Annotated in this window: 22 protein-coding genes and 1 pseudogene; 10 read left to right on the top strand and 13 right to left on the bottom strand. The window is 53.9% G+C overall.

The window, feature by feature from the left end:
* Nucleotides 1–86: 86 nt before the first annotated feature.
* The 3 genes from aceF to pdhR form a co-directional block, all read right to left on the bottom strand.
* Nucleotides 87–1982, bottom strand: coding sequence for a pyruvate dehydrogenase complex dihydrolipoyllysine-residue acetyltransferase (gene aceF / locus G5574_RS17215; RefSeq protein WP_164482957.1), 1896 nt, complete (start codon nucleotides 1980–1982; stop codon nucleotides 87–89).
* 14 nt (nucleotides 1983–1996) lie between these two features.
* Nucleotides 1997–4663, bottom strand: a complete 2667-nt coding sequence (aceE, locus tag G5574_RS17210; protein WP_164482956.1) for a pyruvate dehydrogenase (acetyl-transferring), homodimeric type — start codon at nucleotides 4661–4663, stop codon at nucleotides 1997–1999.
* 102 nt (nucleotides 4664–4765) lie between these two features.
* Nucleotides 4766–5530, bottom strand: coding sequence for a pyruvate dehydrogenase complex transcriptional repressor PdhR (gene pdhR / locus G5574_RS17205; protein WP_033740273.1), 765 nt, complete (start codon nucleotides 5528–5530; stop codon nucleotides 4766–4768).
* 512 nt (nucleotides 5531–6042) lie between these two features.
* Between pdhR and aroP the strand changes: the two genes are divergently transcribed.
* From aroP to G5574_RS17190, 3 genes and pseudogenes are all read left to right on the top strand, one after another.
* Complete coding sequence (gene aroP / locus G5574_RS17200) at nucleotides 6043–7398, top strand: aromatic amino acid transporter AroP (RefSeq protein ID WP_164482955.1); 1356 nt, start codon at nucleotides 6043–6045, stop codon at nucleotides 7396–7398.
* A 176-nt stretch (nucleotides 7399–7574) separates the two neighbouring features.
* Nucleotides 7575–8970, top strand: a pseudogene (locus tag G5574_RS17195) (glycoside-pentoside-hexuronide (GPH):cation symporter).
* On the top strand, nucleotides 8967–9926 hold the full coding sequence (locus tag G5574_RS17190) for a glycoside hydrolase family 43 protein (RefSeq protein WP_164482954.1): 960 nt from the start codon (nucleotides 8967–8969) through the stop codon (nucleotides 9924–9926). The pseudogene G5574_RS17195 and the gene G5574_RS17190 overlap by 4 nt, the downstream one beginning before the upstream one ends.
* On the opposite strand, the gene ampE is transcribed toward G5574_RS17190, so the two are convergent.
* Entirely contained in the window at nucleotides 9908–10762 is an 855-nt protein-coding gene (gene ampE / locus G5574_RS17185; protein ID WP_006117697.1) for a beta-lactamase regulator AmpE, read from the bottom strand. The genes G5574_RS17190 and ampE overlap by 19 nt on opposite strands.
* A gap of 2 nt (nucleotides 10763–10764) precedes the next feature.
* Entirely contained in the window at nucleotides 10765–11319 is a 555-nt protein-coding gene (gene ampD, locus G5574_RS17180; RefSeq protein WP_006117696.1) for a 1,6-anhydro-N-acetylmuramyl-L-alanine amidase AmpD, read from the bottom strand.
* Nucleotides 11320–11519: 200 nt separating this feature from the next.
* Between ampD and nadC the strand changes: the two genes are divergently transcribed.
* The 4 genes from nadC to hofC all read left to right on the top strand — a co-directional run bounded on the left by nadC (nucleotide 11520) and on the right by hofC (nucleotide 15611).
* Nucleotides 11520–12416, top strand: coding sequence for a carboxylating nicotinate-nucleotide diphosphorylase (gene nadC, locus G5574_RS17175; RefSeq protein ID WP_033740266.1), 897 nt, complete (start codon nucleotides 11520–11522; stop codon nucleotides 12414–12416).
* Between the two features lie 174 nt (nucleotides 12417–12590).
* Nucleotides 12591–13040: a prepilin peptidase-dependent pilin gene (gene ppdD / locus G5574_RS17170; protein WP_006117693.1), complete on the top strand. Its 450-nt coding sequence runs from the start codon at nucleotides 12591–12593 to the stop codon at nucleotides 13038–13040.
* Nucleotides 13033–14415, top strand: a complete 1383-nt coding sequence (gene gspE / locus G5574_RS17165; RefSeq protein WP_164482953.1) for a type II secretion system protein GspE — start codon at nucleotides 13033–13035, stop codon at nucleotides 14413–14415. The genes ppdD and gspE overlap by 8 nt, the downstream gene beginning before the upstream one ends.
* The gene (hofC, locus tag G5574_RS17160; RefSeq protein ID WP_164482952.1) at nucleotides 14412–15611 is read left to right on the top strand and encodes a protein transport protein HofC; all 1200 of its coding nucleotides are present in this window, start codon (nucleotides 14412–14414) and stop codon (nucleotides 15609–15611) included. Before gspE ends, hofC begins: the two co-directional genes overlap by 4 nt.
* A 39-nt stretch (nucleotides 15612–15650) precedes the next feature.
* On the opposite strand, the gene G5574_RS17155 is transcribed toward hofC, so the two are convergent.
* On the bottom strand, nucleotides 15651–16691 hold the full coding sequence (locus G5574_RS17155) for a GMP reductase (RefSeq protein WP_033740262.1): 1041 nt from the start codon (nucleotides 16689–16691) through the stop codon (nucleotides 15651–15653).
* A gap of 226 nt (nucleotides 16692–16917) precedes the next feature.
* Between G5574_RS17155 and coaE the strand changes: the two genes are divergently transcribed.
* The 3 genes from coaE to yacG are packed head-to-tail and all read left to right on the top strand — an operon-like array spanning nucleotide 16918 to nucleotide 18488.
* Nucleotides 16918–17535, top strand: coding sequence for a dephospho-CoA kinase (gene coaE / locus G5574_RS17150; protein WP_164482951.1), 618 nt, complete (start codon nucleotides 16918–16920; stop codon nucleotides 17533–17535).
* 3 nt (nucleotides 17536–17538) lie between these two features.
* Complete coding sequence (zapD, locus tag G5574_RS17145; protein ID WP_006117688.1) at nucleotides 17539–18282, top strand: cell division protein ZapD; 744 nt, start codon at nucleotides 17539–17541, stop codon at nucleotides 18280–18282.
* 8 nt (nucleotides 18283–18290) lie between these two features.
* Nucleotides 18291–18488, top strand: coding sequence for a DNA gyrase inhibitor YacG (yacG, locus tag G5574_RS17140; protein ID WP_006117687.1), 198 nt, complete (start codon nucleotides 18291–18293; stop codon nucleotides 18486–18488).
* A 31-nt stretch (nucleotides 18489–18519) separates the two neighbouring features.
* Here yacG and mutT read toward each other — a convergent pair whose 3' ends face one another.
* From mutT to ftsQ, 7 genes are all read right to left on the bottom strand, one after another.
* On the bottom strand, nucleotides 18520–18915 hold the full coding sequence (gene mutT / locus G5574_RS17135; RefSeq protein WP_006117686.1) for an 8-oxo-dGTP diphosphatase MutT: 396 nt from the start codon (nucleotides 18913–18915) through the stop codon (nucleotides 18520–18522).
* A gap of 132 nt (nucleotides 18916–19047) precedes the next feature.
* Nucleotides 19048–21753 carry a preprotein translocase subunit SecA gene (gene secA / locus G5574_RS17130; protein ID WP_164482950.1) on the bottom strand — a complete coding sequence of 902 codons (2706 nt, stop codon included), beginning with the start codon at nucleotides 21751–21753 and terminating at the stop codon, nucleotides 19048–19050.
* Between the two features lie 67 nt (nucleotides 21754–21820).
* Complete coding sequence (gene secM, locus G5574_RS17125; RefSeq protein ID WP_233255760.1) at nucleotides 21821–22327, bottom strand: secA translation cis-regulator SecM; 507 nt, start codon at nucleotides 22325–22327, stop codon at nucleotides 21821–21823.
* Between the two features lie 290 nt (nucleotides 22328–22617).
* Nucleotides 22618–23535 carry a UDP-3-O-acyl-N-acetylglucosamine deacetylase gene (gene lpxC / locus G5574_RS17120; RefSeq protein WP_033740259.1) on the bottom strand — a complete coding sequence of 306 codons (918 nt, stop codon included), beginning with the start codon at nucleotides 23533–23535 and terminating at the stop codon, nucleotides 22618–22620.
* A 101-nt stretch (nucleotides 23536–23636) separates the two neighbouring features.
* Nucleotides 23637–24791: a cell division protein FtsZ gene (ftsZ, locus tag G5574_RS17115; RefSeq protein ID WP_006117682.1), complete on the bottom strand. Its 1155-nt coding sequence runs from the start codon at nucleotides 24789–24791 to the stop codon at nucleotides 23637–23639.
* A gap of 71 nt (nucleotides 24792–24862) precedes the next feature.
* Entirely contained in the window at nucleotides 24863–26119 is a 1257-nt protein-coding gene (ftsA, locus tag G5574_RS17110; protein ID WP_006117681.1) for a cell division protein FtsA, read from the bottom strand.
* Complete coding sequence (gene ftsQ / locus G5574_RS17105; protein ID WP_054634500.1) at nucleotides 26116–26955, bottom strand: cell division protein FtsQ; 840 nt, start codon at nucleotides 26953–26955, stop codon at nucleotides 26116–26118. The genes ftsA and ftsQ overlap by 4 nt, the downstream gene beginning before the upstream one ends.
* Between the last annotated feature and the right edge of the window lies 1 nt (nucleotide 26956).

Raw genomic sequence — 26956 nt, 5'->3', positions numbered from 1 at the left:
AGAGTTTACAGAATTGTTAATAAACTGCCAACAGCGGTGCCCTGAATGTTACAAAAAGGCCGGCATTTGCCGGCCTTTTGCGCTTTTTACATAACCAGACGACGAATGTCTGACAGCATATTGCCAATAATAGTAATGAAACGTGCACCATCCGCACCGTCGATAACACGGTGATCGAAGGACAGAGAGATCGGCATCATCAGACGTGGTGCAAACTCTTTACCGTTCCATACAGGCTCCATTGCGGATTTGGACACGCCAAGGATGGCCACTTCCGGCGCGTTAACAATCGGCGCAAAGTGCGTGGTGCCCAGGCCGCCCAGGCTGGAGATGGTGAAACAACCGCCCTGCATATCGCCTGCGGTCAGTTTGCCATCGCGCGCCTTTTTAGAGACCGCCATCAGCTCACGAGACAGCTCGGTGATGCCCTTCTTGTTCACGTCTTTAAAGACCGGAACGACCAGACCATTTGGCGTATCGACCGCCACGCCGATGTTGATGTATTTTTTCAACGTCAGCTTCTGCGCGTCTTCAGACAGGGAGCTGTTGAAACGTGGCATCTGCTCAAGCGCTGCAGCGACAGCTTTCATGATGAAAACCACTGGCGTGTATTTCACGTCCAGTTTGCGCTTCTCGGCTTCGGCGTTCTGCTGCTTTCGGAAAGCTTCCAGATCGGTAATATCGGTTTTATCAAAGTGGGTTACGTGTGGGATCATCACCCAGTTACGGCTCAGGTTGGCACCCGAGATTTTCTGGATACGGCCCAGTTCCACTTCTTCAACTTCACCGAACTTACTGAAGTCAACTTTCGGCCATGGCAGCATGCCCGGCAATCCGCCACCGCTGGCTGCGGCTGGCGCAGCCTCTGCGCGTTTCACTGCATCTTTCACGTAAGCCTGAACGTCTTCTTTCAGGATACGGCCTTTGCGTCCTGTGCCTTTCACCTTCGCCAGGTTAACGCCAAATTCACGCGCCAGGCGACGAATCACCGGCGTGGCGTGCACATAGGCTTCATTCTCAGCAAACTCGCCTTTGCTGTCTGCTTTTGGTGCAGGGGCAGCGGCAGGCTTAGATTCCGCCGCCGCAGGTGCAGGGGCCGACTCTTTCTTAGCCGCCGGTGCCGCGGCAGGGGCAGCGCCTTCCACTTCAAACACCATGATCAGCGAACCGGTGCTGACTTTATCGCCCGTCGCGACTTTCAGTTCTTTGACGGTGCCCGCGAACGGTGCCGGAACTTCCATCGACGCCTTATCGCCTTCCACTACAATCAGTGACTGCTCAGCCTCGACTTTATCGCCGACCTTCACCAGCACTTCGGTGACTTCAACTTCGTCGCCGCCGATGTCAGGTACGTTAACGTCTTTTGCCCCTGCGGCCGCAGCGGGTGCCGTCGCAGCCTCTTCTTTCACTTCTGGCTTCGCATCAGCAGCCGGTGCAGCACCCTCTGTTTCAAAGACCATGATGTGAGAGCCGGTATTCACTTTATCGCCGGTGGCGATTTTAATCGCTTTCACCACGCCCGCGAACGGTGCCGGGACTTCCATTGAGGCTTTGTCGCCTTCAACGACGATCAGCGATTGTTCAGCTTCAACTTTGTCGCCCACTTTCACCAGAATTTCGGTGACTTCGACTTCGTCACCACCGATATCCGGTACGTTAACGTCTTTGCTGGCGCTGGCAGACGCAGCGGCGGCAGGGGCGGCCTCGGCATTTTTCTCTTGAGCTGGCGCCGGTGCCGCTTCAGCAGCACCTTCTGCGTCAAACATCATGATCAGCGAGCCGGTTTCCACTTTGTCACCGGTTGCGATTTTGATCTCTTTTACTACGCCGGCCTGCGGCGAAGGCACTTCCATAGAGGCTTTATCGCCTTCTACAGTGATCAGCGACTGCTCGGCTTCCACCTTATCGCCAACCTTGACCAGAATTTCGGTGACTTCAACTTCGTCTGACCCGATATCCGGTACCTTGATTTCAATAGCCATTACTCTGTTACCTCTTAAGCCAGACGCGGGTTAACTTTATCGGCATCGATCTTGAACTTCACGATCGCATCCGCCACGACTTTCTTATCGATTTCGCCACGTTTAGCCAGTTCACCCAGCGCGGCTACCACAACGTATGCTGCATCCACTTCAAAGTGGTGACGCAGATTTTCACGGCTGTCAGAGCGGCCAAAGCCGTCGGTGCCCAGCACACGGTAATCGCTTGAAGGCACGTAGCTGCGAACCTGCTCAGCAAACAGCTTCATGTAGTCGGTTGATGCGACAGCGGGTGCTTCGTTCATCACCTGAGCGATGTAAGGCACACGCGGCGCTTCTGTCGGATGCAGCATGTTCCAGCGCTCACAATCCTGACCATCGCGGGCCAGTTCGGTGAACGAGGTGACGCTGTAAACGTCCGAACCGATGCCGTAATCAGCCGACAGGATCTGCGCGGCTTCACGCACATGGCGCAGGATAGAACCTGAACCCAACAGCTGAACTTTACCTTTGCTACCGTCTACGGTTTCCAGCTTGTAGATACCTTTACGGATACCTTCTTCGGCACCTTTCGGCATCGCTGGCATGTGGTAGTTTTCGTTCAGCGTAGTGATGTAGTAATAAATGTTTTCCTGCGCTTCACCGTACATGCGTACCAGACCGTCGTGCATGATGACAGCCACTTCGTAGGCATACGCCGGATCGTAGGAGATACAGTTTGGAATGGTCAGTGACTGAATATGGCTGTGACCATCTTCATGCTGCAGACCTTCACCATTTAGCGTAGTACGGCCTGAGGTACCGCCGACCAGGAAGCCGCGCGCCTGCTGGTCACCCGCCAGCCACATCAAATCACCAATGCGCTGGAAGCCAAACATCGAATAATAGATGTAGAATGGAATCATCGGCAGGTTGTTGGTGCTGTATGAGGTCGCCGCCGCCAGCCAGGACGATCCTGCGCCCAGCTCGTTGATCCCTTCCTGCAGAATCTGACCTTTCTCGTCTTCTTTATAGTAAGCCACCTGCTCGCGGTCCTGCGGCGTGTACTGCTGACCGTTCGGGCTGTAGATACCAATCTGACGGAACAGGCCTTCCATACCAAAGGTACGGGCTTCATCGGCAAGAATCGGCACCAGACGATCTTTAATCGACTTGTTCTTCAGCATCACATTCAGCGCACGCACAAACGCGATGGTGGTAGAGATCTCTTTGTTCTGCTCTTCCAGCAGCGCACTGAACTCTTCCAGCGCCGGCATTTCCAGCTTTTCCGTGAAGCTAGGCTGACGTGAAGGCAGGTAACCGCCTAACTTCTCGCGCTGACCATGCAGGTAATTGTACTCTTCGGAACCTTTCTCAAAGGTGATGTAAGGCAGCGACTCAATTTTGTCGTCTTCGACCGGCACGTTGAAACGATCACGGATATAGCGTACGCCATCCATGTTCATCTTCTTCACCTGGTGCGCGATGTTCTTGCCTTCTGCGGTGTCACCCATACCGTAACCTTTGATGGTATGAGCCAGAATCAGAACCGGCTTGCCTTTGGTGTCCTGCGCTTTTTTCAGTGCCGCGTAAATTTTCTTCGGATCGTGACCACCACGGTTCAGTGACCAAATCTCATCGTCTGACCAGTCTTTCACCAGCGCAGCGGTTTCCGGATATTTACCGAAGAAGTGCTCACGCACGTAGGCACCATCACGCGATTTAAACGTCTGGTAGTCGCCGTCGACGGTTTCGTTCATCAGTTGGATCAGTTTACCGCTGGTGTCATTGCGCAGCAGTTCATCCCAACGACCGCCCCAGATAACCTTGATCACTTCCCAGCCAGCACCGGCAAAAATGCCTTCCAGCTCGTTGATGATCTTACCGTTACCGGTGACCGGTCCATCCAGACGCTGCAGGTTACAGTTGATGATAAAGACCAGGTTATCCAGTTTTTCACGGGTCGCGATAGTGATCGCACCTTTGGATTCTGGTTCATCCATCTCGCCGTCGCCCAGGAACGCGTAAACGGTCTGGCCAGAGGTGTCTTTCAGACCACGGTGTTCCAGGTACTTCAGGAACTTAGCCTGATAGATAGCGTTGAGTGGGCCCAGGCCCATTGAAACGGTCGGGAACTGCCAGAACTCCGGCATCAGTTTTGGATGCGGATAAGAAGACAGGCCTTTGCCATCGACTTCCTGACGGAAGTTATTCATCTGCTCTTCGGTCAGACGGCCTTCCAGGAAAGCACGGGCATAGATACCCGGAGAAATGTGGCCCTGGAAGTACACCAGATCGCCGCCATCTTTCTCACTGCGCGCGCGGAAGAAGTGGTTAAAACACACTTCATAGATAGTGGCAGAAGACTGGAAGGAGGACATGTGGCCGCCAAGCTCCAGATCTTTCTTCGATGCGCGCAACACCGACATGATGGCGTTCCAGCGGATAGCGGATCGGATACGACGTTCAAGTGAGGTGTTGCCCGGATATTCCGGTTCATCTTCAACGGCAATAGAGTTGATATAGTTACTGATAGCGGCAGCACCGCCAGCAACTTTCACACCGCCTTTACGGGCTGCACTCAGCACCTGATCAATCAGATACTGTGCACGTTCAACACCTTCTTCACGGATGACCGATTCGATCGCCTGTAGCCAGTCACGAGTTTCAATCGGATCCACGTCATTGTGTAAACGTTCTGACATGGGGGTATTCCTTATCTGTGTCTAATACGTTGAAAAATCGGGAGCCTGTTAACGTCAGGGAGACAGGCTCGTCGCACATGTCCGCACGATCTTTGCCGCGCGTTATTCCTTACGTTGCTGTAAACGACGTAGGGAGCGTTCTCGACGGCTCTGCTCCCGACTTCTGTCCAGCAAGATTTCCTCAATGAACGCCAGGTGACGGTGTGATGCCTCGCGTGCTTGTTCTGGCTCACGAGCCACAATCGCCTCAAAAATTCTGGCGCGGTGACCGCTCACTTTCGCCAGCATTTCCCGGCGAGAGTAGAGCAATTCAAAATTCTGTCGGACATTCTGTTCCAGCATAGGGCCCATTGATCGTAGCAAATGCAAAAGCACGACATTATGGGCCGCTTCTGTGACAGCGATCTGATACTTCATCACTGCGTCTGCTTCAGCGTCGAGATCGCCGCTGTCCTGCGCCTGTTGGATATGAAGATGACAGTCGCGAATACGCTGCAAATCTTCTTCTGTGCCACGCAGTGCCGCATAGTAAGCCGCAATGCCTTCTAAAGCGTGGCGCGTTTCCAGCAGATCAAACTGAGATTCCGGATGTTCGGCGAGTAGCTCTACGAGTGGATCGCTCATGCTCTGCCAGAGATGTTTTTGTACGAATGTTCCGCCGCCCTGACGGCGTAGTAACAATCCTTTCGCTTCTAATCGCTGGATTGCCTCACGGAGAGACGGACGTGAAACATCGAATTGTTTGGCGAGTTCGCGCTCGGGGAGCAACTTCTCTCCCGGCTGCAGCGTCCCTTCCATAATGAGGGATTCCAGTTGCTGCTCAATCGCATCGGAGAGTTTGGGTTGACGAATCTTGCTATAAGCCATCTTCCCTTCTTAAAGTATGCCGGTCAAACAAAGTAAATTGGTAATACCAATTCAAAAAAGGTGCCCGTAAAGTAACAAAGTATTCACCTTGTGTCTATACGGCATCTGTGACACTTCAGTGAAGGAATGCGGGATGCGCGCGTTAAATCCAGAGATAAAAGTGGAGAATCAGGCCATACCTGGACGTTAATTTTTTTTAACCTTTACCAAAAATTACACAGCATGTATGACTAAACCGATTTAGCCATCAGCGCCTGGTCAGCGCAGTTTGCTGCCGTTTTTCTCATCGGGGGCTAATAAGACGGCAGACCGTTTGATTCTTTTTAAGCCAACTCGTACCGGGGCTGGCGAAAGCAGGTGCAAAGCCCTGCGCTTATCACTATTCTGTTGGTCAGGTTACAGCTGGCGGCATTACGCAAGTCTGACACCTTAAAAACATCAGTCTTAAGTGTATTTAATTCTTTACAGTCAGCACATTCTGAAGCGAAGAATAACAACATCATGAGGTGTGTATGGAACAACAGCACGGTGAATCGCTGAAGCGCGGTTTAAAAAATCGCCATATACAGTTGATCGCCTTGGGCGGTGCAGTGGGAACCGGCCTGTTTCTGGGCAGCGCGTCGGTCATCAAATCCGCAGGTCCCGCCGTTATTTTAGGCTATGCGATTGCCGGGTTTATCGCCTTTCTTATCATGCGTCAGTTGGGTGAAATGGTGGTCGAGGAGCCCGTTGCCGGGAGCTTCAGCCACTTTGCCTATAAATACTGGGGAAATTTTGCCGGTTTCGCCTCTGGCTGGAACTACTGGGTGCTGTATGTGCTGGTCGCCATGGCGGAGCTGAGTGCCGTCGGTAAATACATTCAGTTCTGGGCGCCCGATTTTCCCACCTGGGCATCAGCCGCTATCTTCTTCGTGCTGATTAATGCCATTAACCTGACGAACGTTAAAGTGTTTGGTGAAATGGAGTTCTGGTTTGCCATTATTAAAGTTATCGCGGTGATTGCGATGATCCTGTTTGGCGGCTGGTTACTGTTCAGTGGTACCGGTGGGCCGCAGGCAACCGTGCGTAACCTGTGGGAACACGGCGGCTTTATGCCGAATGGCCTCGGTGGGCTGGTGATGGTTATGGCGATTATCATGTTCTCCTTTGGCGGTCTGGAACTGGTCGGGATTACGGCGTCAGAAGCGGACAATCCTGAAACCACGATTCCAAAAGCCACCAACCAGGTGCTGTGGCGGATCCTGATTTTCTATATCGGCTCGCTGGCAGTGCTGCTGTCATTAATGCCGTGGACGCGCGTGACTGAAGATACCAGCCCCTTTGTGTTTATCTTCCACGAACTGGGCGATGCCATGGTTGCCAATGCACTGAACGTGGTGATCCTCACCGCCGCACTGTCGGTCTATAACAGCTGCGTTTACTGTAACAGCCGCATGTTGTTTGGTCTGGCACAGCAGGGGAATGCGCCAAAAGCGCTGCTGAACGTGGACCGCCGCGGTGTGCCCGTGATGAGTATTCTGGTGTCAGCCGTCGCCACCGCGCTGTGCGTGCTGCTGAACTTCCTGATGCCGGGTGAGGCGTTTGGTCTGCTGATGTCGCTGGTCGTGTCTGCGCTGGTCATCAACTGGGCGATGATTAGCCTGGCGCACCTGAAATTCCGTAAAAAGAAAAACCAGCAGGGCGTTACCACCCGTTTCAAAGCGGTACTGTACCCTCTGGGTAACTGGGTTTGCCTGATCTTCCTGGCTGGCATCCTGGTCCTGATGGCGATGACGCCAGGCATGGCCATTTCCGTATGGCTCATTCCTGTCTGGCTGATCATCCTGGCTATTGGCTATTTCATCAAGAATAAGACGCAAAAAGCCTGACGGCATTGCCTGCCCGCCGACAGAAAACGGCGGGCAGGCAGTCGGTAAACCCGACCCTGCTCACACTTCTCCCTGCACGGCTGTTTTGTCCATCATCCCAACAATTTCGTGCCGCGCCGCCTGTGGATTAAACATTAATAATCCTTTTATGTTTAATTCCTCTGCAGGTTACAACAATGACAGATAACCCCCTCTCATTCAGAGAAAAGCTGGGCTATGGCATGGGTGATGCGGGGTGCAACATGATCGGTGGCGCTGTCATGCTGTTCCTCAGCTATTTCTATACCGACGTTTTTGGCTTAGCACCGGCCTTAGTGGGCGTGCTGTTACTCTCGGTGCGCATTCTGGATGCCATCACCGACCCGATAATGGGCGCGATAGCTGACCGTACCAAAAGCCGCTGGGGACGTTTCCGTCCCTGGTTACTGTGGGTGTCAGTGCCCTACGTTATATTCAGTGTACTGATGTTTACCACGCCAGACTGGAGCTATCCCAGCAAGGTCGTCTGGGCCTTTACCACCTACTTTTTCATGTCCCTGGCCTATACCGCCATTAATATCCCCTACTGCTCGCTGGGTGGCGTCATGACTAACGATCCCGGTGAGCGTGTCTCCTGCCAGTCGTACCGGTTTGTCATGGTCGGCATTGCCACCCTGATTCTGTCACTGTCGTTGCTGCCGATGGCGGAATGGTTTGGCGGTGAGAACAAGGCGCGGGGTTATCAGATGGCGATGGCTGTGCTGGCCCTGGTGGGACTGGCAATGTTTCTGTTCTGCTTCGCCACCGTGCGGGAACGTATTCAGCCTGCCGTCCCTACTCATGATGAGCTGAAAAACGATTTGCGTGATGTGTGGAAGAACGATCAGTGGGTGCGCATCTTGCTGTTGACACTTTGCAATGTCTGCCCGGGTTTTATTCGTATGGCAGCAACCCTGTATTACGTGACCTGGGTCATGGGACAAACGGCGCACTTTGCCACGCTGTTTATCAGCCTGGGCGTGGTTGGCATGATGCTGGGTAGCACGCTGGCAAAAGTCCTTACCGAGCGCTGGTGTAAGTTGAAAGTCTTTTTCTGGACCAATATCGCCCTTGCCCTGTTCTCCTGCGGTTTCTACTGGCTTGATCCCCACGCCACCGTGACAGTCGTTATCGCTTACTTTCTGCTGAATGTCCTTCATCAAATTCCCTCCCCTTTACACTGGTCTTTGATGGCGGATGTGGACGATTACGGTGAATGGAAAACCGGTAAGCGTATTACCGGCATCAGCTTTTCAGGCAATCTGTTCTTTCTCAAGGTCGGACTGGCCGTCGCGGGGGACGATGGTCGGTTTTCTGCTCTCGGCTTACGGTTATGATGCAGGTGCGAAACAGCAATCGGCTCACGCGCTTAACGGCATTGTCCTGCTGTTTACCGTTATCCCCGGGGCTGGCTATTTGATTACCGCGGGCGTGGTGCGACTGATGAAAGTGGATCGCACATTAATGCAAACCATTCAACGCGATCTTGCCCTCCGCCAGATTCAGGCGCACGAAAAACACCCTACCGAGCTTCCGACTGGAGAGTTGAAATGAGCGAAAACTGGCCCAACCCCTTTATTGAACGGCGCGCCGATCCGTTTATCCTGCGCCACGGAGAACACTATTACTTTATTGCTTCCGTACCGGAATATGATCGTCTTGAGCTACGTCGTGCCAGCACGCTAACGGCCTTACGCACCGCGACACCGGTCGTGGTCTGGCGTAAACCCGATATTGGGCCGTTCAGTGAGCTGATCTGGGCACCGGAGTTGCATCGTATTGAGGAACACTGGGTTATCTATTTTGCCGCAGCGCCTTCGCGCGATATCAAAGATGGCTTGTTTCAGCACCGGATGTACGCGCTGGTGTGCAACGATGACGACCCGCTCAGTGGCCACTGGCAGCCCCCGCGCCAGGTGTTAAGTCATCTCGACAGTTTTGCGCTGGATGCCACCCACTTTGTTCACCAGGGGAAAAACTGGTACTTATGGGCGCAGAAAGATCCTGCAATTCCAGGGAATTCCAACCTCTATCTGGCTGAATTGCGTAATCCATGGACGCTCAAAGGTAAACCGGTGATGCTGAGCCGTCCTGAATATGAATGGGAGTGCGCGGGGTTTAGCGTCAACGAAGGCGCGGCCGCGATAGTGCATGGTGACTGGCTGTTTATTACCTATTCTGCCAGCGCAACGGATGAAAACTACTGCATGGGCCTGCTTTCCATTCCGCGTGATGCCGATCCGCTGAACGCGATGGCCTGGCAGAAATCAGCGCGTCCGGTCTTTGCAACCAGTTGGGAAAACCGCCAGTATGGACCGGGACACAGTTGTTTTACTCAGGATGAGAACGGGCGCGATCTGCTGGTCTATCACGCACGCAATTATACAGAAATTGAGGGCGATCCCCTTTGGGACGGTAATCGCCATACGCGTCTGAAATATTTTCACTGGCGTGAGGATGGCACACCCGACTTCGGGGTTCCCCCTGCCGACTACACCAACGTGCCGTAAATGGTCAGCAACGCCACAACCACCACCAGCACCAGCGAAATGCGCTTCGCCAGCGCCACGGCGACACGTGGCGTTGCGACCTTATCGCTGTGCGGATCGCGAGCCAGCGAAAACTGCGCCAGCGTGGTTAAAACCTGGTACTGCGAGTGGTGCCTGTCCGTCAGCGAGGCAAACCAGGCAGGCAAGGCTTTCTCACCGTGCCCCAGCAGCGCATAGGCAACGCCCGCCAGCCGCACCGGGAGCCAGTCAACCACATGCAGAATGCTGTCCACGCCAGACTGAGAGCGGGCCATGGGCGTGCAGTGTTTTGCCAGCCAGCTTTGCCAGGCGCGTAAAAACGCATACCCCACGAGCAACACCGGTCCCCAGGCACCGCCCACCACGAACCAAAACATCGGTGCCAGATAGAAACGGAAGTTAATCCAGATGAGCGCATTCTGAAGCTCACGAAGGAATTCGCGTTCGCTGCACTCAACAGGCACACCGTGGATCAGGGTTAACTCTGCCGCCATGGCCTGATGTGCCGCGGCGTCATCACGACTCGCCGCCTGCAAATACGTATGATAGTGCTGACGCACCACACCCGCTCCGATGCACAGTAACCCCACCACGATCCAGAACAGAAGCTGAGGAATACCAAACAAAATGCCTTTCAGGCTCCCGACCACCAGCGCGGTCAGGCCCATCGCGATAATCAGCATCAGCAGTGTGCGCATCACCGAAAAGTGCTGACGGCGACGAAACACAGGCTCCAGCCGGTGATCCAGTTGCCAGTGCTCCCCCAGCTTAAACAGCCGTTCCCAACCTAAAACCAGTAACAAGGTAAATAACGTCATAGTTACTCCAATTTTTGTTGCTGTAACCGCTGTTTAAAATCGTCCCAGTCAAACGCCGGGCCGGGATCGGTTTTCCGTCCCGGTGCAATATCACTGTGGCCGGTAATGCGCGCAGGCGTTAACGGATAATGGGCTAACAACGTCTGCGTGACCTGATGCAGAGCGGCGTATTGTGCCTCGGTATAAGGTTCAATATCCGTGCCCTCCAGTTCAATGCCAATTGAAAAGTCGTTGCAGTTTTCCCGCCCCTCAAACTGCGAGATGCCAGCGTGCCAGGCACGTTTATCAAAGGGAACATATTGCACGATTTCGCCATCACGTCGGATAAGGCAGTGCGCCGCAACGCGCAGATGAGCAATCTCAGCAAAGTAGGGATGCGCGTCGGCAGGCAGCGTGCCGGTGAACAGTTTATCAATCCACGGGCCGCCGAATTCGCCGGGCGGCAGGCTGATATTGTGAATGACCAGAAGGGATGGCGCTTCGTTATGCGGCCGATCATTACAATGGGGGGACGGCACCTGTCGCACACCGGACAGCCAACCTTTTTCTACTTTCATGCTGGATTCTCTTCGCAGGACCGGTTTGAGAATAGCATGAATTTTAAGGGATTATTGCGTCAAAATGCGTTGCACTATCGGGCTGATAAACGCACATGTTAAGTATACTAAACAAAAAGTGACTAAGGACTGGTGCCTTCGCGCTATTCAGGCTATGGTAATCGCCTCTGTTACCTGACATTTACTGGAGCGGAACGCGTATGTCTGTGCGTCGCTATGATCCTGACAGTCGCCATCAGGCGCTGCTTGAACGTATTGAAAATGATATCCCCGAGGCCGTTGAACGCGCATTAAAGGAAGATCTCGGCGGTGAGACAGAGAGCGACCGCGACATTACCGCGCAGCTCCTGCCAGCCGACAGTCGGGCACATGCTCAGGTTATTACCCGTGAAGCCGGTGTTTTTTGTGGTAAACGCTGGGTCGAAGAGGTGTTTAACCAGTTAGGCGCGCACACCGCCCTGACATGGCATGTGGAAGATGGACAACATGTTATCCCGGATCAACCCCTGTTTGAGGTTGACGGGCCAGCCCGCCTGTTGCTGACGGCCGAACGCACCGCATTAAATTTTGTACAAACCTTGTCCGGCGTCGCCACGGAAGTCAGCCGCTATGTCGCGCTGCTGGAAGGCACACAGACACAGCTTCTGGATACACGCAAAACATTGCCAGGCCTGCGAACAGCGCTGAAATACGCCGTGCTGTGCGGTGGCGGCAGTAATCATCGCCTCGGCCTGTCCGATGCGTTTCTGATTAAAGAAAACCATATTATTGCCAGCGGCTCAATTCGTCAGGCCGTCGAAAAAGCCTTTTGGCTTTATCCGGATGTCCCTGTGGAAGTCGAAGTTGAATCGCTGAAAGAGCTGGAAGAGGCACTGGCTGCGGCGGCCGACATCATCATGCTGGACAATTTTTCCCTTCAGGCGATGCGCGAGGCGGTGAAGATCACGGCTGGTCGTGCGCTACTGGAGGTGTCAGGCAACGTCACCGAAACGACGATTCGGGACATCGCCGAGACCGGTGTGGATTATGTCTCTGTCGGCGCGCTGACCAAGCATGTGCGTGCTCTGGATCTGTCGATGCGCTTTCAGGCGCAATAATCCCTGTTGCCGTGCCGCCGGCACGGCCTGTTTTGTGCACCAGCATCCAGTGACGTAGTCCTGTTCCTGTAACCCACCAGATTTATTGCCTGCCCTTTTCCACTCTCCGGGTTTCCTGCTGTTATTACCGACAGCGTCTTCCTAGACTGCGGCCTTCTTACTCAGGAGGCACATATGCACTATCAACAAGGATTCACGTTAGTTGAATTAATGATTGTGGTCGGCATCGTGGCGATCCTCAGCGCTATCGGGCTGCCTGCCTATCAAAATTATCTGCAGCGCGCCGCGCTGACCGACATGCTGCAAACCATGGTGCCCTTTAAGACGGCCGTTGAGCTTTGCGCGATTGAACGCGGCGGGCCTGAACAGTGTCAGGCCGGGCAACGCGGTATTCCGCAGGGCACAACATCACGTTACGTGTCGGCGATCACCGTGGTCAACGGCATGATTACCCTGACCGGGCAGGAGAGCCTGAATGGATTAAGCGTAGAAATGCTGCCCGTCTGGGACAGTAACGAAGGCACGCTCGTCTGGCAGCGTACCTGTACCAGCACTAACACCACGTTACGCGACAACTGTCAGGAACAATTCCGCTTTGACAGTCGTGGGGGCACAAATGAGTAAACCCGACGATGCGGTAGCACTGATCTGTCAGCGCTACCGCGCCATCATCCTCGACCACAACGCGACGCATTTACGTCTTGCTGTCGCTGAGCAGGTTCCGCCAGGACTGGCCGAAGCCCTGCGATTTGCCAGCCCGTGTCAGATCGCTATTGAGTGCTGGCCGCAGGCCCGGCTCGAACAGGCTGAAGCGATGCATAGCCCCTTGTGTGCTAAAGAGGGTGCCGCCACAGAATCGGCAATCGATACCGCCAGCCAGCTTCTGCATCAGGCCGCACAGCGGCGGGCCTCAGACATCCATATTGAGCCTTATCAGCAAAGCCTGCGTATTCGTCTGCGCATTGACGGCGTGTTGCATCCCCTGCCCCTGCAACGGGACATACAGCCAGCGGCTCTGCTGGCGCGGCTTAAAATTTTGGCCGGACTGGATATTGCCGAACGTCGTCTGCCACAGGACGGTCAGTTCAGCCATGAGATTGACGGTCAGGTCGCTTCCTTTCGGCTCTCAACGTTGCTGACGCAGGGCGGAGAGAAAGCCGTCGTACGTTTGCTGCAGCGGGAAGGCGCTACACTGTCCCTGGACTCGCTGGGCTTACCCGCGGCACCGCTGCGCCTGCTCAAGGCTGCGCTGGCACAGCCCCAGGGCCTGATTCTGGTCACGGGCCCAACCGGCAGTGGAAAAACGTTTACCCTTTACAGCGGACTGAGCGCGATTAATCAGCCCGGAAAGAACATTTGCAGTGTGGAAGATCCCATTGAGATCCCTTTGCCGGGCATCAATCAGACGCAAATTAATCCAAAGTATGGGCTCGATTTTAATCGCGTGTTACGCGCGCTGCTTCGCCAGGATCCGGATGTCATCATGATAGGCGAAATACGTGACGGCGAGACCGCTGAAATTGCCGTAAAAGCCGCGCAAACCGGTCATCTTGTCCTCTCGACTTTGCACACTAACTCAACGGCTGAAACGCTAACGCGCTTACGCCAGATGGGCATTCCTGGTTATTTACTGGGCTCAGCGTTGCGCCTGATTATTGCTCAGCGCCTGGTCAGACGCCTGTGTCCGCACTGTCGTGAACCTGCACAGGCCGTGGCACATCTCCCGGCGTCAGTCTGGCCAGGCACGTTAAAAACCTGGCGGGCACCGGGTTGCGATCACTGCTTTTCGGGTTATTTTGGCCGTCTGGCTTTATTCGAAATCCTGCCCGTTACAGCCAAACTGCAAAATGCTATCGCCGCCGAAATGCCTCTGGAGGAGGTATTGGCGCTGGCAAAACAGCAAGGGATGCGCACGCTACAGGCTTCGGGGCTGGACGCTGTCAGCCGCGGCGAAACCTCTCTGGAGGAGATGCAGCGCGTTATTGGGCTCGAATCATGACGCACCTTTTTCTTTATCGCTGGTATGCCGTAGATACACAGGGCAGACTGCAAACGGGTTATCATCTGGCCCCCGACAGTGAGACGCTGTCTGACGACCTTTCGCGTCGGCACTTAGTGCCGGTGAGCGAGAAGCGGGAAAAAGTGATGCGACGACGTGACTGGCGGTCACAGCATAAAATTGATTTCATTCGCCAGCTCGCCACCCTGCTAAAGGCGGGCCTTCCTTTATCGCAAAGCCTTGATCTGCTGGCATCAGGTCACCCGCACGCCGCCTGGCGGGCGTTGATGCAGGCCTTACAGCATCACGTCTTGCGTGGCGAGCCATTTTCGCAGGCATTACGCCAGTGGCCAGAGGTTTTTCCGCCACTTTTCGCTGCGCTAATGGCGGTCGGCGAGCTGACCGGCCAGCTGGATATCTGCTGCGAACAACTGGCGCAGCAACAAACACGCCAGCAGCATTTGCGCGCTAAGGTTCTGAAAGCCCTGCGTTATCCCCTGTTTATTCTGTTCGTGGCGTTGGCCGTCACCTGCGGTATGTTGCTGTTTGTCTTGCCGGAGTTTGTTTCCGTCTATGCCTCGTTTGGCGCGCCTTTACCCGCCTTCACCGCCGCCGTTATCACCGTGTCCGACGCATTACAGGCGGGCGGATTGCCGCTAATCGGGGGCATTGCCCTGCTGTCGACGGGCTGGTACCACGCGCGACGGCGCTCTGAAAACTGGCAGCGCTGTGAGCAACGCGCCCTGCTGCGTGTGCCGGTTATCGCCGGGCTATGGCAGGGTAGTCAACTGACGCAAATCTACAGTGTGTTGCAACTGACCCAGCAGGCAGGATTAACCCTGCTCCAGGGACTTGATGCGGCCTGTGTCACGTTGTCATCGCGGCTGTGGCAGGATGCCATCAAGGCTATTCAGCAGCACATTGCGCAAGGCAATCCTCTGCATCAGGCGTTGCACGCGCATCCCCTGTTTACGCCACTTTGTCGTCAGTTGATTCGTGTGGGCGAAGAGTCAGGCGCACTGGATGTGATGCTGGCGCGTCTGGCTGAATGGCATGAAAGAGAAACGCTGACGCGGGCTGATAATCTGGCCGCCTCGCTGGAGCCCGTGATGATGGTGGTGATTGGCGGCATTGTCGGCACACTGGTGATCGCCATGTATCTGCCTGTGTTTGGGCTAGGTGAGGCCATGCAGTAAAGGTACTCCGTTCCTTTACTGCATGCTGAGCAGACAGGGTTAACGGGAAAAGATGCGGTTTTCCTGCTCGGCCACCCGAATAAACGTGGTGCGCTTGGTTAACTCTTTTAGCCGCTCAGCTCCCACATAGGTGCAGGCAGAACGAAGCCCGCCGAGAATATCGCGAAGGGTTTCTTCTACTGGTCCGCGCAAGGGGAGTTTCACTGTCTTCCCTTCTGCCGCACGATATTCCGCCACGCTTCCCGCATGACGTTTCATTGCGGATTCTGAGCTCATGCCGTAAAACAGCATAAACCGCTCGCCGTTTTCTTCTGTAATTCGGCCTTCGCACTCATCATGTGCCGCCAGCATACCGCCCAGCATGACAAAATCCGCGCCGCCACCAAACGCTTTGGCGATATCACCCGGCACAGCGCATCCGCCATCGCTGACGATTTGCCCACTCAGGCCGTGCGCCGCATCGGCGCACTCAATCACGGCAGAGAGCTGCGGATATCCCACGCCGGTTTTGACGCGCGTGGTGCAGACTGAGCCCGGTCCAATCCCCACCTTCACGATATCGGCTCCGGACAGGATTAGCTCTTCGACCATTTCCCCCGTGACGACGTTACCCGCACAAATCGTTTTGCCCGGGAAGATCTCACGCGCACGCTTCAGGAAATCGACAAAGTGCTCAGAATAACCATTGGCAACGTCAATACAGATGAACTGCAGGTCATCGCAAATGGCCATGACCGCGATAAGTTTGGTGAGATCGGCGTCTGAGGTGCCGGTAGATACCATCACATATTTCAGTACTGATGCCGGTACGCGTTGAACAAATGCCCGCCAGTCTTCCACACTGTAGTGTTTGTGTACGGCTGTTAAGACATTGAAACTGGCCAGCGCCTCGGCCATTGAAAAAGTCCCCACCGTATCCATGTTGGCAGCGATAACAGGTACGCCGCGCCAGTCCAGGCCGGAGTGTTTGAACGTAAAGCTGCGATCCAGTTCGACCTGAGATCGGCTTTTCAGCGTGGAGCGCTTTGGACGAATCAGTACGTCTTTAAAGCCCAGTTTCAAATCTTCTTCAATGCGCATACATAGTGTCCTGGTAAGAGGTTATTCATCGCCATGAAGGGCGTTATCACAAAGCCAGTCACCTCATGATACGCGCCATTTGCACCGCAACAAGAGTGCGAATTTCACTTTATTTACGCTACAATCCATCAGATTCGACGGCGTCTTTCTAACGAAATCGGACGCGCAACATGATCGTGTCGTAACGCTTTGGCTTACCTGTGACTGAACGACTAAGAGAGTGAGAGTGAGAGATACGCCCTACACGGTGGCGCTGACCGGTGGCATTGGCAGCGGCAAGAGCACTATTGCCGCGTACTTTGCTGCAGAAGGCGTCACGATCATTGACGCTGATGTCATTGCCCGCGAGGTCGTCGAGCCGGGCACGCCTGCTCTGCAGGCGATTGTTGCACGCTATGGTGACAGTATTCTGACCGATCAGGGAACACTACAACGTGCGCGCTTAAGAGAGATTATTTTTGCGGCACCTGATGAAAAAAACTGGCTAAACGCGCTGCTTCATCCCCTGATTAACGCCCGCACACAGCAGCTTAAAGCGCAGGCGACCTCACCTTATGTCCTGTGGGTCGTGCCGTTGCTGGTTGAAAACCAGCTCCAGCACCAGGCCGATCGGGTTTTGGTTATCGACACCGATGAAGAAACACAGCTGAAACGTACGCTCGCACGCGACAACGTTTCTCCTGAGCAGGCTAAACGCATTCTTGCGGCACAGGCGACGCGCCAACAGCGCCTCGCCTGTGCCGATGATATTATTGATAACAGTGGCGCGCCTGAAAATGCGCTACCCCAGGTTGCCAGACTTCATCAGCATTATCTGAAGCTTGCGGCAGCGAAACAGGATTAATCCATGAGTACAGTCGTTCTGTTTGAACATCCACTGAATGAAAAAATGCGCACCTGGCTGCGTGTCGAATTCCTGATCGATCAGTTGCATCAGGTTACGCCATTGGAAAATACCGCCACGGCACTGACTTTTTTTCGTCTGATCGGCGAACTGCTGGATATCTTTGAACGCGGCGACATGCGCACCGAGTTGCTGAAAGAACTTGAGCGTCAGCAAACCAAACTGCGCGCGTGGGCGGATGTGCCCGGCGTCGATATGTCCGTGGTGGATGCATTGCGCGACAAACTAAAAGCACAATCTGTTCTGCTTAACAGTGCGCCACGTATGGGGCAGCAACTGAGGGAAGATCGTCTGATTGCTCTGGTTCGTCAGCGGCTCAGTATTCCGGGCGGGTGCTGCAGTTTCGATCTGCCTGGTCTGCACATCTGGCTGCATCTGCCGCAGACAACTCGTGATGCGCAGGTGACAAGCTGGATGGAAACCCTGATACCGCTGCACAGCACACTGGCCATGTTGCTCGATTTAATCCGTCAGTCGGGCACTTACCGTTTACAAACCAGTCTGAACGGTTTTTATCAGGATAATGCCGAAGGCGCCGATCTTCTGCGTCTGCAACTGGACATAGAGGACGCACTTTATCCTCAGGTATCCGGTCATAAGAGCCGTTTTGCGATACGTTTTATGCCACTGGACAGTGAGCGCGGTGAAGTCCCTGCGCGCCTCAACTTCCAACTGGCCTGTTGTTAGAGGTGAACATGCAGGAAGAAATTATGACCGTTAACTGTCCGCAGTGCGGTAAAACGGTTATCTGGGATGAACTGAGCCCGTGGCGGCCGTTTTGCAGCAAACGTTGTCAGTTAATTGACCTTGGCGAATGGGCTGCGGAAGAAAAGCGCATACCCAGCAGCGATGAATTGAACGACAGTGACAACTGGAGTGAAGAAGAACGCTAAGTCACGCGGTGGGGCATAATGCCCCACCCTGTTACAGTTCGCCTGCCACCAGACGCGCTATCAGTTCATGATTTGCCGCCGGAAATTCTTCAGCGATCAGCGCCCGCTGTTCGACCCAACGCTGTGGCTGACCTTCTTTGCCCCAGGGTTCACCTTTCCAGCCTTCGACCAGGAAAAAATGCAGCGTCACACGCAGATCGTCATAGGTATGATCTTTGATGCCAATGGCGCGGGCATCAGTCACCTCAATGCCGGTTTCTTCGAGCAGTTCGCGCACTAAACCCTGCTCAGGGCTTTCACCCGCTTCAATTTTACCGCCGGGAAATTCCCACTTATTGGCCATGTAGGAGGAAGCCGCACGCTGGGCAAGAAAAATGTGTTTATCAGCATTGCGGATAATGCCGACGGCAACCTGCAGGTGCTTCATGAAGGTATCCTGAAGAGTAGGTGAATGAGCGCTGATTCTAAAACATGTTAAGCGGGTTGTTAACCGCGCCATCGTTCAGCGGACAAAAAGCCAAAAAAAGGAGCCAGAGGCTCCTTTTCAGTCAACACGTTATCAGGCCAGGCGACCATGACACTGTTTGTATTTCTTACCTGAACCGCATGGGCAAGGATCGTTACGTCCGACTTTACGCTCGCCGCCCTGCTGGGCAAGCGACTCGGCCGCCAGCACATCTTCGCTGACATGGCTGAGATGCTGCTGCTGCGCCAGACGCTCTGCCTCTTCGCGACGTTGCTGCTCCATCGCTTCCACTTCTTCTGGCATTCGCACCTGCACCTTGCTCAGTGTGCTGATTACTTCATACTTCAGCGTTTCAAGCATGGCGGCAAACATGGCAAACGATTCACGTTTATATTCCTGCTTCGGATCTTTCTGCGCGTAGCCACGTAAGTGGATGCCCTGACGCAGATAATCCATTGCCGCCAGGTGCTCTTTCCACAGGGAGTCCAGCGTTTGCAGCATCACGCCTTTCTCAAAGTTATGCATCATCTCCGCGCCCACGATCTCTTCTTTCGCCGCATAGCTATCGGCAGCGTGTTTCATAATGCGCTCACGCAGCGTCTCTTCATGCAGGTCCGGTTCTTTATCCAGCCATTCACTGATTGGCAGATCCAGATCGAAATCGTTACGCAGGCGCTCTTCCAGTCCCGGTACGTCCCACATTTCTTCCAGTGACTGCGGTGGAATGTAGCTGTCGATAATCGATTTATAGACGTCTTCGCGAATACTGTTGATGGTATCGGAGACATCAGAAACATCCAGCAGCTCATTACGCTGGCTATAGATCGCGCGGCGTTGGTCATTCGCCACATCATCGTATTCCAGCAGTTGCTTACGAATATCGAAGTTACGGCTTTCCACTTTACGCTGTGCGTTGGCAATGGCTTTGGTTACCCACGGGTGCTCAATGGCCTCGCCCGGTTTCATTCCCAGCTTGCGCATCATGTTAGAAACACGATCAGAGGCAAAAATACGCATCAGCGCATCTTCCATTGACAGGTAGAAACGTGAAGAACCCGCGTCCCCCTGACGACCCGCACGACCGCGCAGCTGGTTGTCAATACGACGCGATTCATGGCGTTCCGTACCGACGATATGTAAGCCACCTGACGCCAGCACGGCATCATGGCGAACCTGCCAGGCCGCTTTAATCGCCTCGATCTGCTCTTCAGTCGGATCCTGCAGCTCAGCGACTTCGGCATGCCAGCTACCGCCCAGCATAATATCGGTACCACGGCCCGCCATGTTGGTGGCGATGGTCACGGCACCCGGCTGACCAGCCTGAGCAACAATATCCGCTTCGCGGGCGTGGAATTTGGCGTTCAGAACATTGTGCTTAATGCCTGCGCGTGTCAGCTCGTTTGATACAACTTCTGACTTCTCGATCGAAATCGTACCTACCAGTACCGGTTGCCCTTTCGCGGTACGTTCGCGAATATCCTCAATAATGGCATCGATCTTCTCTTTCTCTGTCATGTAGACCAGATCGGCCAGATCTTTACGCACCATCGGACGGTTGGTTGGCACAACGATGGTATCGAGCTTGTAGATGGAGCTGAACTCAAACGCTTCTGTATCAGCCGTACCCGTCATACCGGCCAGCTTTTCATAGAGGCGGAAGTAGTTCTGGAAGGTGATCGATGCCAGCGTCTGGTTTTCGTTCTGGATTTCAACGCCTTCTTTGGCTTCAACGGCCTGATGCAGACCATCAGACCAGCGACGTCCTTGCATGGTACGACCGGTATGCTCATCGACAATGATGACTTCGCCATCTTTAACGATGTAATCAACATCGCGCGTGAACAGCGCATGTGCACGCAGCGCAGCCGTCACGTGATGCATCAGCATGATATTCGTCGGTGAATAGAGGGATTCACCTTCCACCATAATGCCCTGGCTCACCAGCAGCTCTTCGACTTTCACCAGGCCGCGCTCGGTCATGTGCGCCTGACGCGCTTTCTCGTCAACCCAGAAATCGCCTTCACCCTGGAAGTGGTCAGAATCTTCTTTTTCCTGACGGATCAGGTGAGGAATGATTTTGTTCACTTTGGTATAGAGTTCAGAGCTGTCTTCTGCCGGACCTGAGATGATCAGTGGCGTTCGCGCTTCGTCAATGAGGATGGAGTCGACCTCATCCACCAGCGCATAGTGCAGTTTACGCTGTACGCGCTCTTCAGGGCTGAACGCCATGTTGTCGCGCAGATAGTCGAAGCCATATTCGTTGTTCGTACCGTAAGTGATGTCCGCTGCATAGGCTTCACGTTTGGCAACGGAAGGCAGACCTGACATGTTGATACCGACACTCAGACCAAGAAATTCAAACAACGGGCGGTTATTTTCCGCATCACGCTGGGCCAGGTAATCGTTGACGGTAACAACATGAACGCCTTTACCGGTCAGGGCATTCAGGTAGGCTGGCAGCGTTGCCGTAAGCGTTTTACCTTCACCGGTACGCATCTCAGCAATACAGCGGTTGTTGAGTACCATACCGCCAATCAGCTGGACATCAAAGTGACGCATGCCAAAGACGCGTTTACTGGCTTCACGCACGGTTGCAAAGGCTTCCGGAAGTAAACTCTCCAGCGACTCGCCTTTTTTCAGGCGCTCACGGAACAGTTCCGTTTTCGCTTTCAGTTCTTCATCAGAGAGCTTTTCAAAATCCGGTTCCATCTTGTTGATGATATCAACGGTTTTACGCATGCGGCGCAAAGTACGATCATTGCTGCTACCAAAAACCTTGGTTAACATTTTGATTAACATAATAAATATATTCTCAATTCAGCCGAATCGTCGGACTGCGAAATCTAAAAGGGTGTAATGAAAGTGATTAGCAGAACAATGAAGCGGGGCCAGCACGGATACCGTGCACTTTGCCATGCCAGGCTGCTCGCGTCAGGGCAGGCGCGTCAGACACAGGCAGCAGAGACAAACCAAAGGCGTCGTATGTCTGTGCTGTCTGGGAGGTCAATAAGGCATGAAGTGAATCGATTAACGCCAGCTTTTGCGCGGCCAGCGGATGTACCTGCTCTTCCGCCTGAGACTGCGGCGTCAGCGTGAAAGAGAGGTGGCGGATAACCGTGCGAATGGCATGCTGGTGCCAGTAGTCAACCGTAAAACTGGGACGTCGCGAGGCTTCCTGAAGACGAATAAGATGATCGAAACGAACGGCATTGCCGATGAACAGGCTGCTGGCTGAGGATTCGGATCCGGTGTTAAGTTCCGCTGTTTGCGCACACGCCGGCAAGCCGAGACTGGCCGCCACCATTCCCAGCAGGAAATGAGGCCAGAAATAGCGTCTACCTATTTGTCGCCAGCGTAGAAGGATTCCGATCACAATTGTTCCATTGCGCATAACAATTTCATTATTCACTGCTGTTTTCAGCAGCATGCAGCCTGTAAAAGCGCCAGAGATAGTAACACTAATGTGGCGTGCCGACACCTGCGTTTAAAGCGACAACGGAAGAAATCGCACCTGATTGTGCAGCAATTCAGCAATTGTTTGCTTTAGCATGTGAAGAGTGTCGCAACACACAGAGAGCGAGGGCGGGGCAATAAAAAACGGCCGGCGCGACTGACCGGAGAGAGTGTCAGCGCAACCAGCCGTTTTTACGTTCTGATCAGGAATTAAGCCAGAACCAGATTTGGTGCTTTAAACGCCAGCGGCAATTCAGCTTCGTCTTCGAAGGTCGCCCATTCCCAGGCTTCCTGCTTAGCCAAAACGGCCTGCAGCAGTTTGTTGTTCAATGCATGGCCCGATTTGTACGCGGTAAACGCGCCGATAATGTTATGGCCACACATAAACAGATCGCCGATAGCGTCCAGCATTTTGTGACGGACAAACTCGTCTTCAAAACGCAGACCTTCTTCATTAAGCACGCGGAAATCATCAAGGCCTATCGCACAATCTAAACTACCGCCCAGGCACAGGCCTTTAGACTGCAGATATTCGATTTCATGCATGAAGCCAAAGGTGCGTGCACGGCTAATCTGACGAACAAACGCTTCGGCAGAGAATTTCATCTGGTAACGCTGAGAGCTGGCATCGATAGCCGGGTGTTTGAAATCAATAGTGAAATCAAGCGAAAAACCGTTATACGGTTTAATTTCCGCCCATTTATCACCATCTTCAACACGCACGGTTTGCTTAACGCGCACAAACTTCTTGGCGCTGCTGAGCTGCTCGATACCTGCATCCATCAGCAGATAGATAAAAGGCGCTGCGCTGCCATCCATAATCGGGATTTCAGGTGCATCGACTTCCACAATAATGTTGTCGATGCCCAGGCCCGCCAGTGCGGCATTCAAGTGTTCAACTGTCGAAATACGCACGCCTTCATCATTCACCAGGCAGGTACTCAGCATGGTGTCGCGCACGTATTTTGCATCAGCCGGAAAATCAACCGGGGGATTCAAGTCGGTGCGACGATAGATGACCCCGGTATTAGCCGGTGCAGGGCGCAACGTCAGGCTGACTTTCTTGCCGGTATGTAAACCGACACCTGTCGCCTGAACAATACGTTTTAATGTCCTTTGTTTGATCATCGTAATTATCTCGCAATATTACTTTCCGACCGCCAGTATACGTTACCAGCGGGCGAACACTTTAGCACAAAGAGCGGGAAAACCCAATTATAAGGTTATTCCTAGTCGGCCTGCTTACGCAAAAACGCCGGTATATCAAGGTAATCTGGCTCTTTGTTCGATTGCGCATTCTGATCGTTCACCACTTTCGCTGCAGGTTTCTGCTCCTGCGGCAGCGGCGACATACCGTGCTGCTGGTAACGGTGATCCATCACTGGCTGGCTGGCCGGTTTGTTGGTGACCAGCGTGATTTCAGGGCGCTTGTCCATACCAATACCGGTTGCCACCACGGTGACGCGCAGTTCATCGTTCATTTCTGGATCCAGAGAGGTACCGATAACCACGGTGGCGTTGTCTGAGGCGAAGGCGCGGATGGTATTACCCACGGTTTCGAACTCATCCAGACGCAGGTCAAAGCCTGCCGTGATGTTGACCAGCACGCCACGCGCACCAGACAGGTCGATATCTTCCAGCAGTGGGCTGGAAATCGCCATTTCAGCAGCTTCTTCCGCACGATCTTCACCGCATGCCACGCCAGAGCCCATCATGGCATAACCCATTTCTGACATGACGGTACGCACGTCAGCAAAGTCGACGTTCATCAGGCCAGGGCGGGTAATCAGTTCAGCGATACCCTGCACTGCGCCTTTCAGCACGTCGTTGGCTGCGCCAAAAGCGTCGAGCAGCGAAATGCCGCGCCCAAGCACTTTTAACAGCTTGTCGTTAGGAATGGTGATCAGTGAATCGACGTGCTTAGACAGCTCTGCGATCCCCTGCTCGGCAAACGCCATGCGCTTCTTGCCTTCGAAGTTGAAAGGCTTGGTCACGACCGCAACGGTCAGAATACCTAAATCTTTCGCCACTTCAGCTACAACAGGCGCTGCACCGGTACCGGTACCGCCACCCATTCCCGCTGCGATGAACACCATGTCTGCCCCTTCCAGCGCAGAACGCAGTGCTTCGCGATCTTCCTCTGCAGAGTTACGGCCCACTTCCGGGTTCGCACCCGCACCCAGCCCTTTGGTAATGTTATTACCAATCTGGATGGTCTGGCCGACCGCTGTTTTACGCAACGCCTGGGCGTCGGTGTTAACAGCGAAGAATTCCACACCTTCGATACGCTCGCGTACCATGTGCTCTACGGCGTTGCCGCCGCCACCGCCGACGCCGATGACTTTAATCACCGCGTCATTGGTTAATTCCATAGGTTCAAACATGATTTCTCTCCGTTATGTGCCTGTCGCCTGGAGATCACAAAAGAAAACAGCATGATCCCCTTTTACAAAAATTAAAACTCTTTTTTTAACCAACTATTGATACGTTTAAACCAGTTGCCGACTGAAACCCGCTTTTCCGCCTCTGCGTCACCGTTCATGTGTGACTCTTTGCCGTAATGCAACAGCCCTACCGCCGTGGAATAGTAAGACTCCTGCGCGTAGTCCGTCAGGCCAGTAATGTTCAGCGGCTGTCCAATGCGCACCTGCGTATGGAATACGCGCTGCGCGCAGGCGGCCAGACCTTCAATCTGCGCCGCGCCGCCGGTTAATACAATCCCCGCAGCAAGATGGTGTTTCACTCCCTGCTGGCGAAGCTGCTCTTGCAACTGCAAAATCTCGTCATTGACCAGATTTAAAAGTTCGGTGTAACGCGGCTCAATTACCTCAGCCAGCGTCTGACGCTGTAAGCTCCGTGGCGGACGTCCGCCAACGCTCGGCACTTCAACGTTCTCATCTTTTCCAACAATCGATCCCAGCGCGCAACCATGCCGGACTTTAATCGCTTCCGCATCGGTAGGCGGCGTGCCAAAGGCGTACGCAATATCGCTGGTAACTACATTGCCCGCATAGGGAATGACCTTCGTGTGGCGCAGTGCACCGCCAGTATAGACGGCGATATCCATTGTGCCGCCCCCGATATCCACCACGCAAACGCCCAGTTCGCGTTCGTCTTCGGTCAGTACAGCAAAGCTGGACGCCAGACCGGCAAAAATCAGTTGGTCAACTTTGAGGCCACAACGTTCAACGGCTTTAACAATATTTTTCGCCATATCATTGTGACAGGTGATCAAATGGACTTTCGCCTGCATACGTACACCGGAAAGGCCGACCGGGTTCTTGATGCCTTCCTGGTAATCGATGGCATATTCCTGAGGAATAACGTGCAGAATGCGATGCTCGTCACGAACGCGCACAGACTTTGCCGTGTGCACCACATTCTCTACATCATCCTGAGTCACTTCCTCTTCTGAAATCGGAACCATCCCGATTTCGTTCTGGCAGCTGATATGTTTGCCCGATAATGCAAGGTAGACGGAGGAAATCTGGCAATCCGCCATCAACTCAGCCTGATCAATGGCGCGCTGTACGCATTTCACCACCGACTCAAGATCGTTAACGCCACCTTTATCCATACCGCGGGACGGACAACTGCCGACCCCAATAATATTGACCATACCATCGGGCAGAATTTCCCCAACCAGGGCGGCGACTTTCGCAGTGCCGATTTCGAGTCCAACTACCAGTTTTCTGTCCGTTGCCTTGATCATTGTTGTTTAGCCTGTGCCTGGTTTTGTTGCTGATTACTGTCCTGTGGCTCCATCACTATCGGTGTCCAGCCAACGGAGGCGCCAGAGTCATAGCGTAAATCAACGGAGTTGATGCGCTTGTGTTCATTCTCGCCTTGTTGCTGCAACACCGGATAAAGCTCAATAAAACGATTCAGACGCTTCATGGTATCGGTACGGCCCAGTTCGATACGTACATCGTCACTGGTCACCAGCTGCCATGAACGTCGTGCCGTCATCGACGCCACCTTCAGGGTAAACTTCCTGGCCTTCAGCACATCATCCATACTGTGATAGCCCGCCAGGACCTCTTTTTCACTGCCTTCTGGCCCATACAACATGGGCAACGTTTCTTTGCCCATATGATTCGCCGGTACGCTAAATGACACGCCGTCGCTGTCCACCATATGCGCGTCATTCCAGCGTGCCACCGGCGTGTACTCAACCAGATGAATCTTCAGTTCATCAGGCCACTGTTTGCGCACACTGACCTGTTTAATCCACGGCAACCGTTCAATCTGCTGCTGGATAATGTTCACATCCTGCGACATAAAGGTGCCGGGTGGCCCCAGGGATAAAATCGCCTGGCGGATGTCGTCGTGGGTGGTGTAATGCAACTCACCGGTGACCACCAGTTTCGACAGGGGTAAGCGGGATGCATCGTTCATCCACTTCAGCACCACTAATCCACCCGCAATCATTATGCCCATCACCATCAGCAGAAAGACGATGCCAAACAGCCGGGCACCGTTACTGCGGCCGGTGCGTGCCCGCTCCTGCGCCTCACGATTGCGTACATTCATCGCCGCCTGTGACATA

The organism is Pantoea stewartii, assembly GCF_011044475.1.
GTDB classification, from domain to species: Bacteria; Pseudomonadota; Gammaproteobacteria; order Enterobacterales; family Enterobacteriaceae; genus Pantoea; species Pantoea stewartii.
Note: the sequence above shows the minus strand (reverse complement) of the source record. Positions and strands in the feature narration are given on the sequence as shown.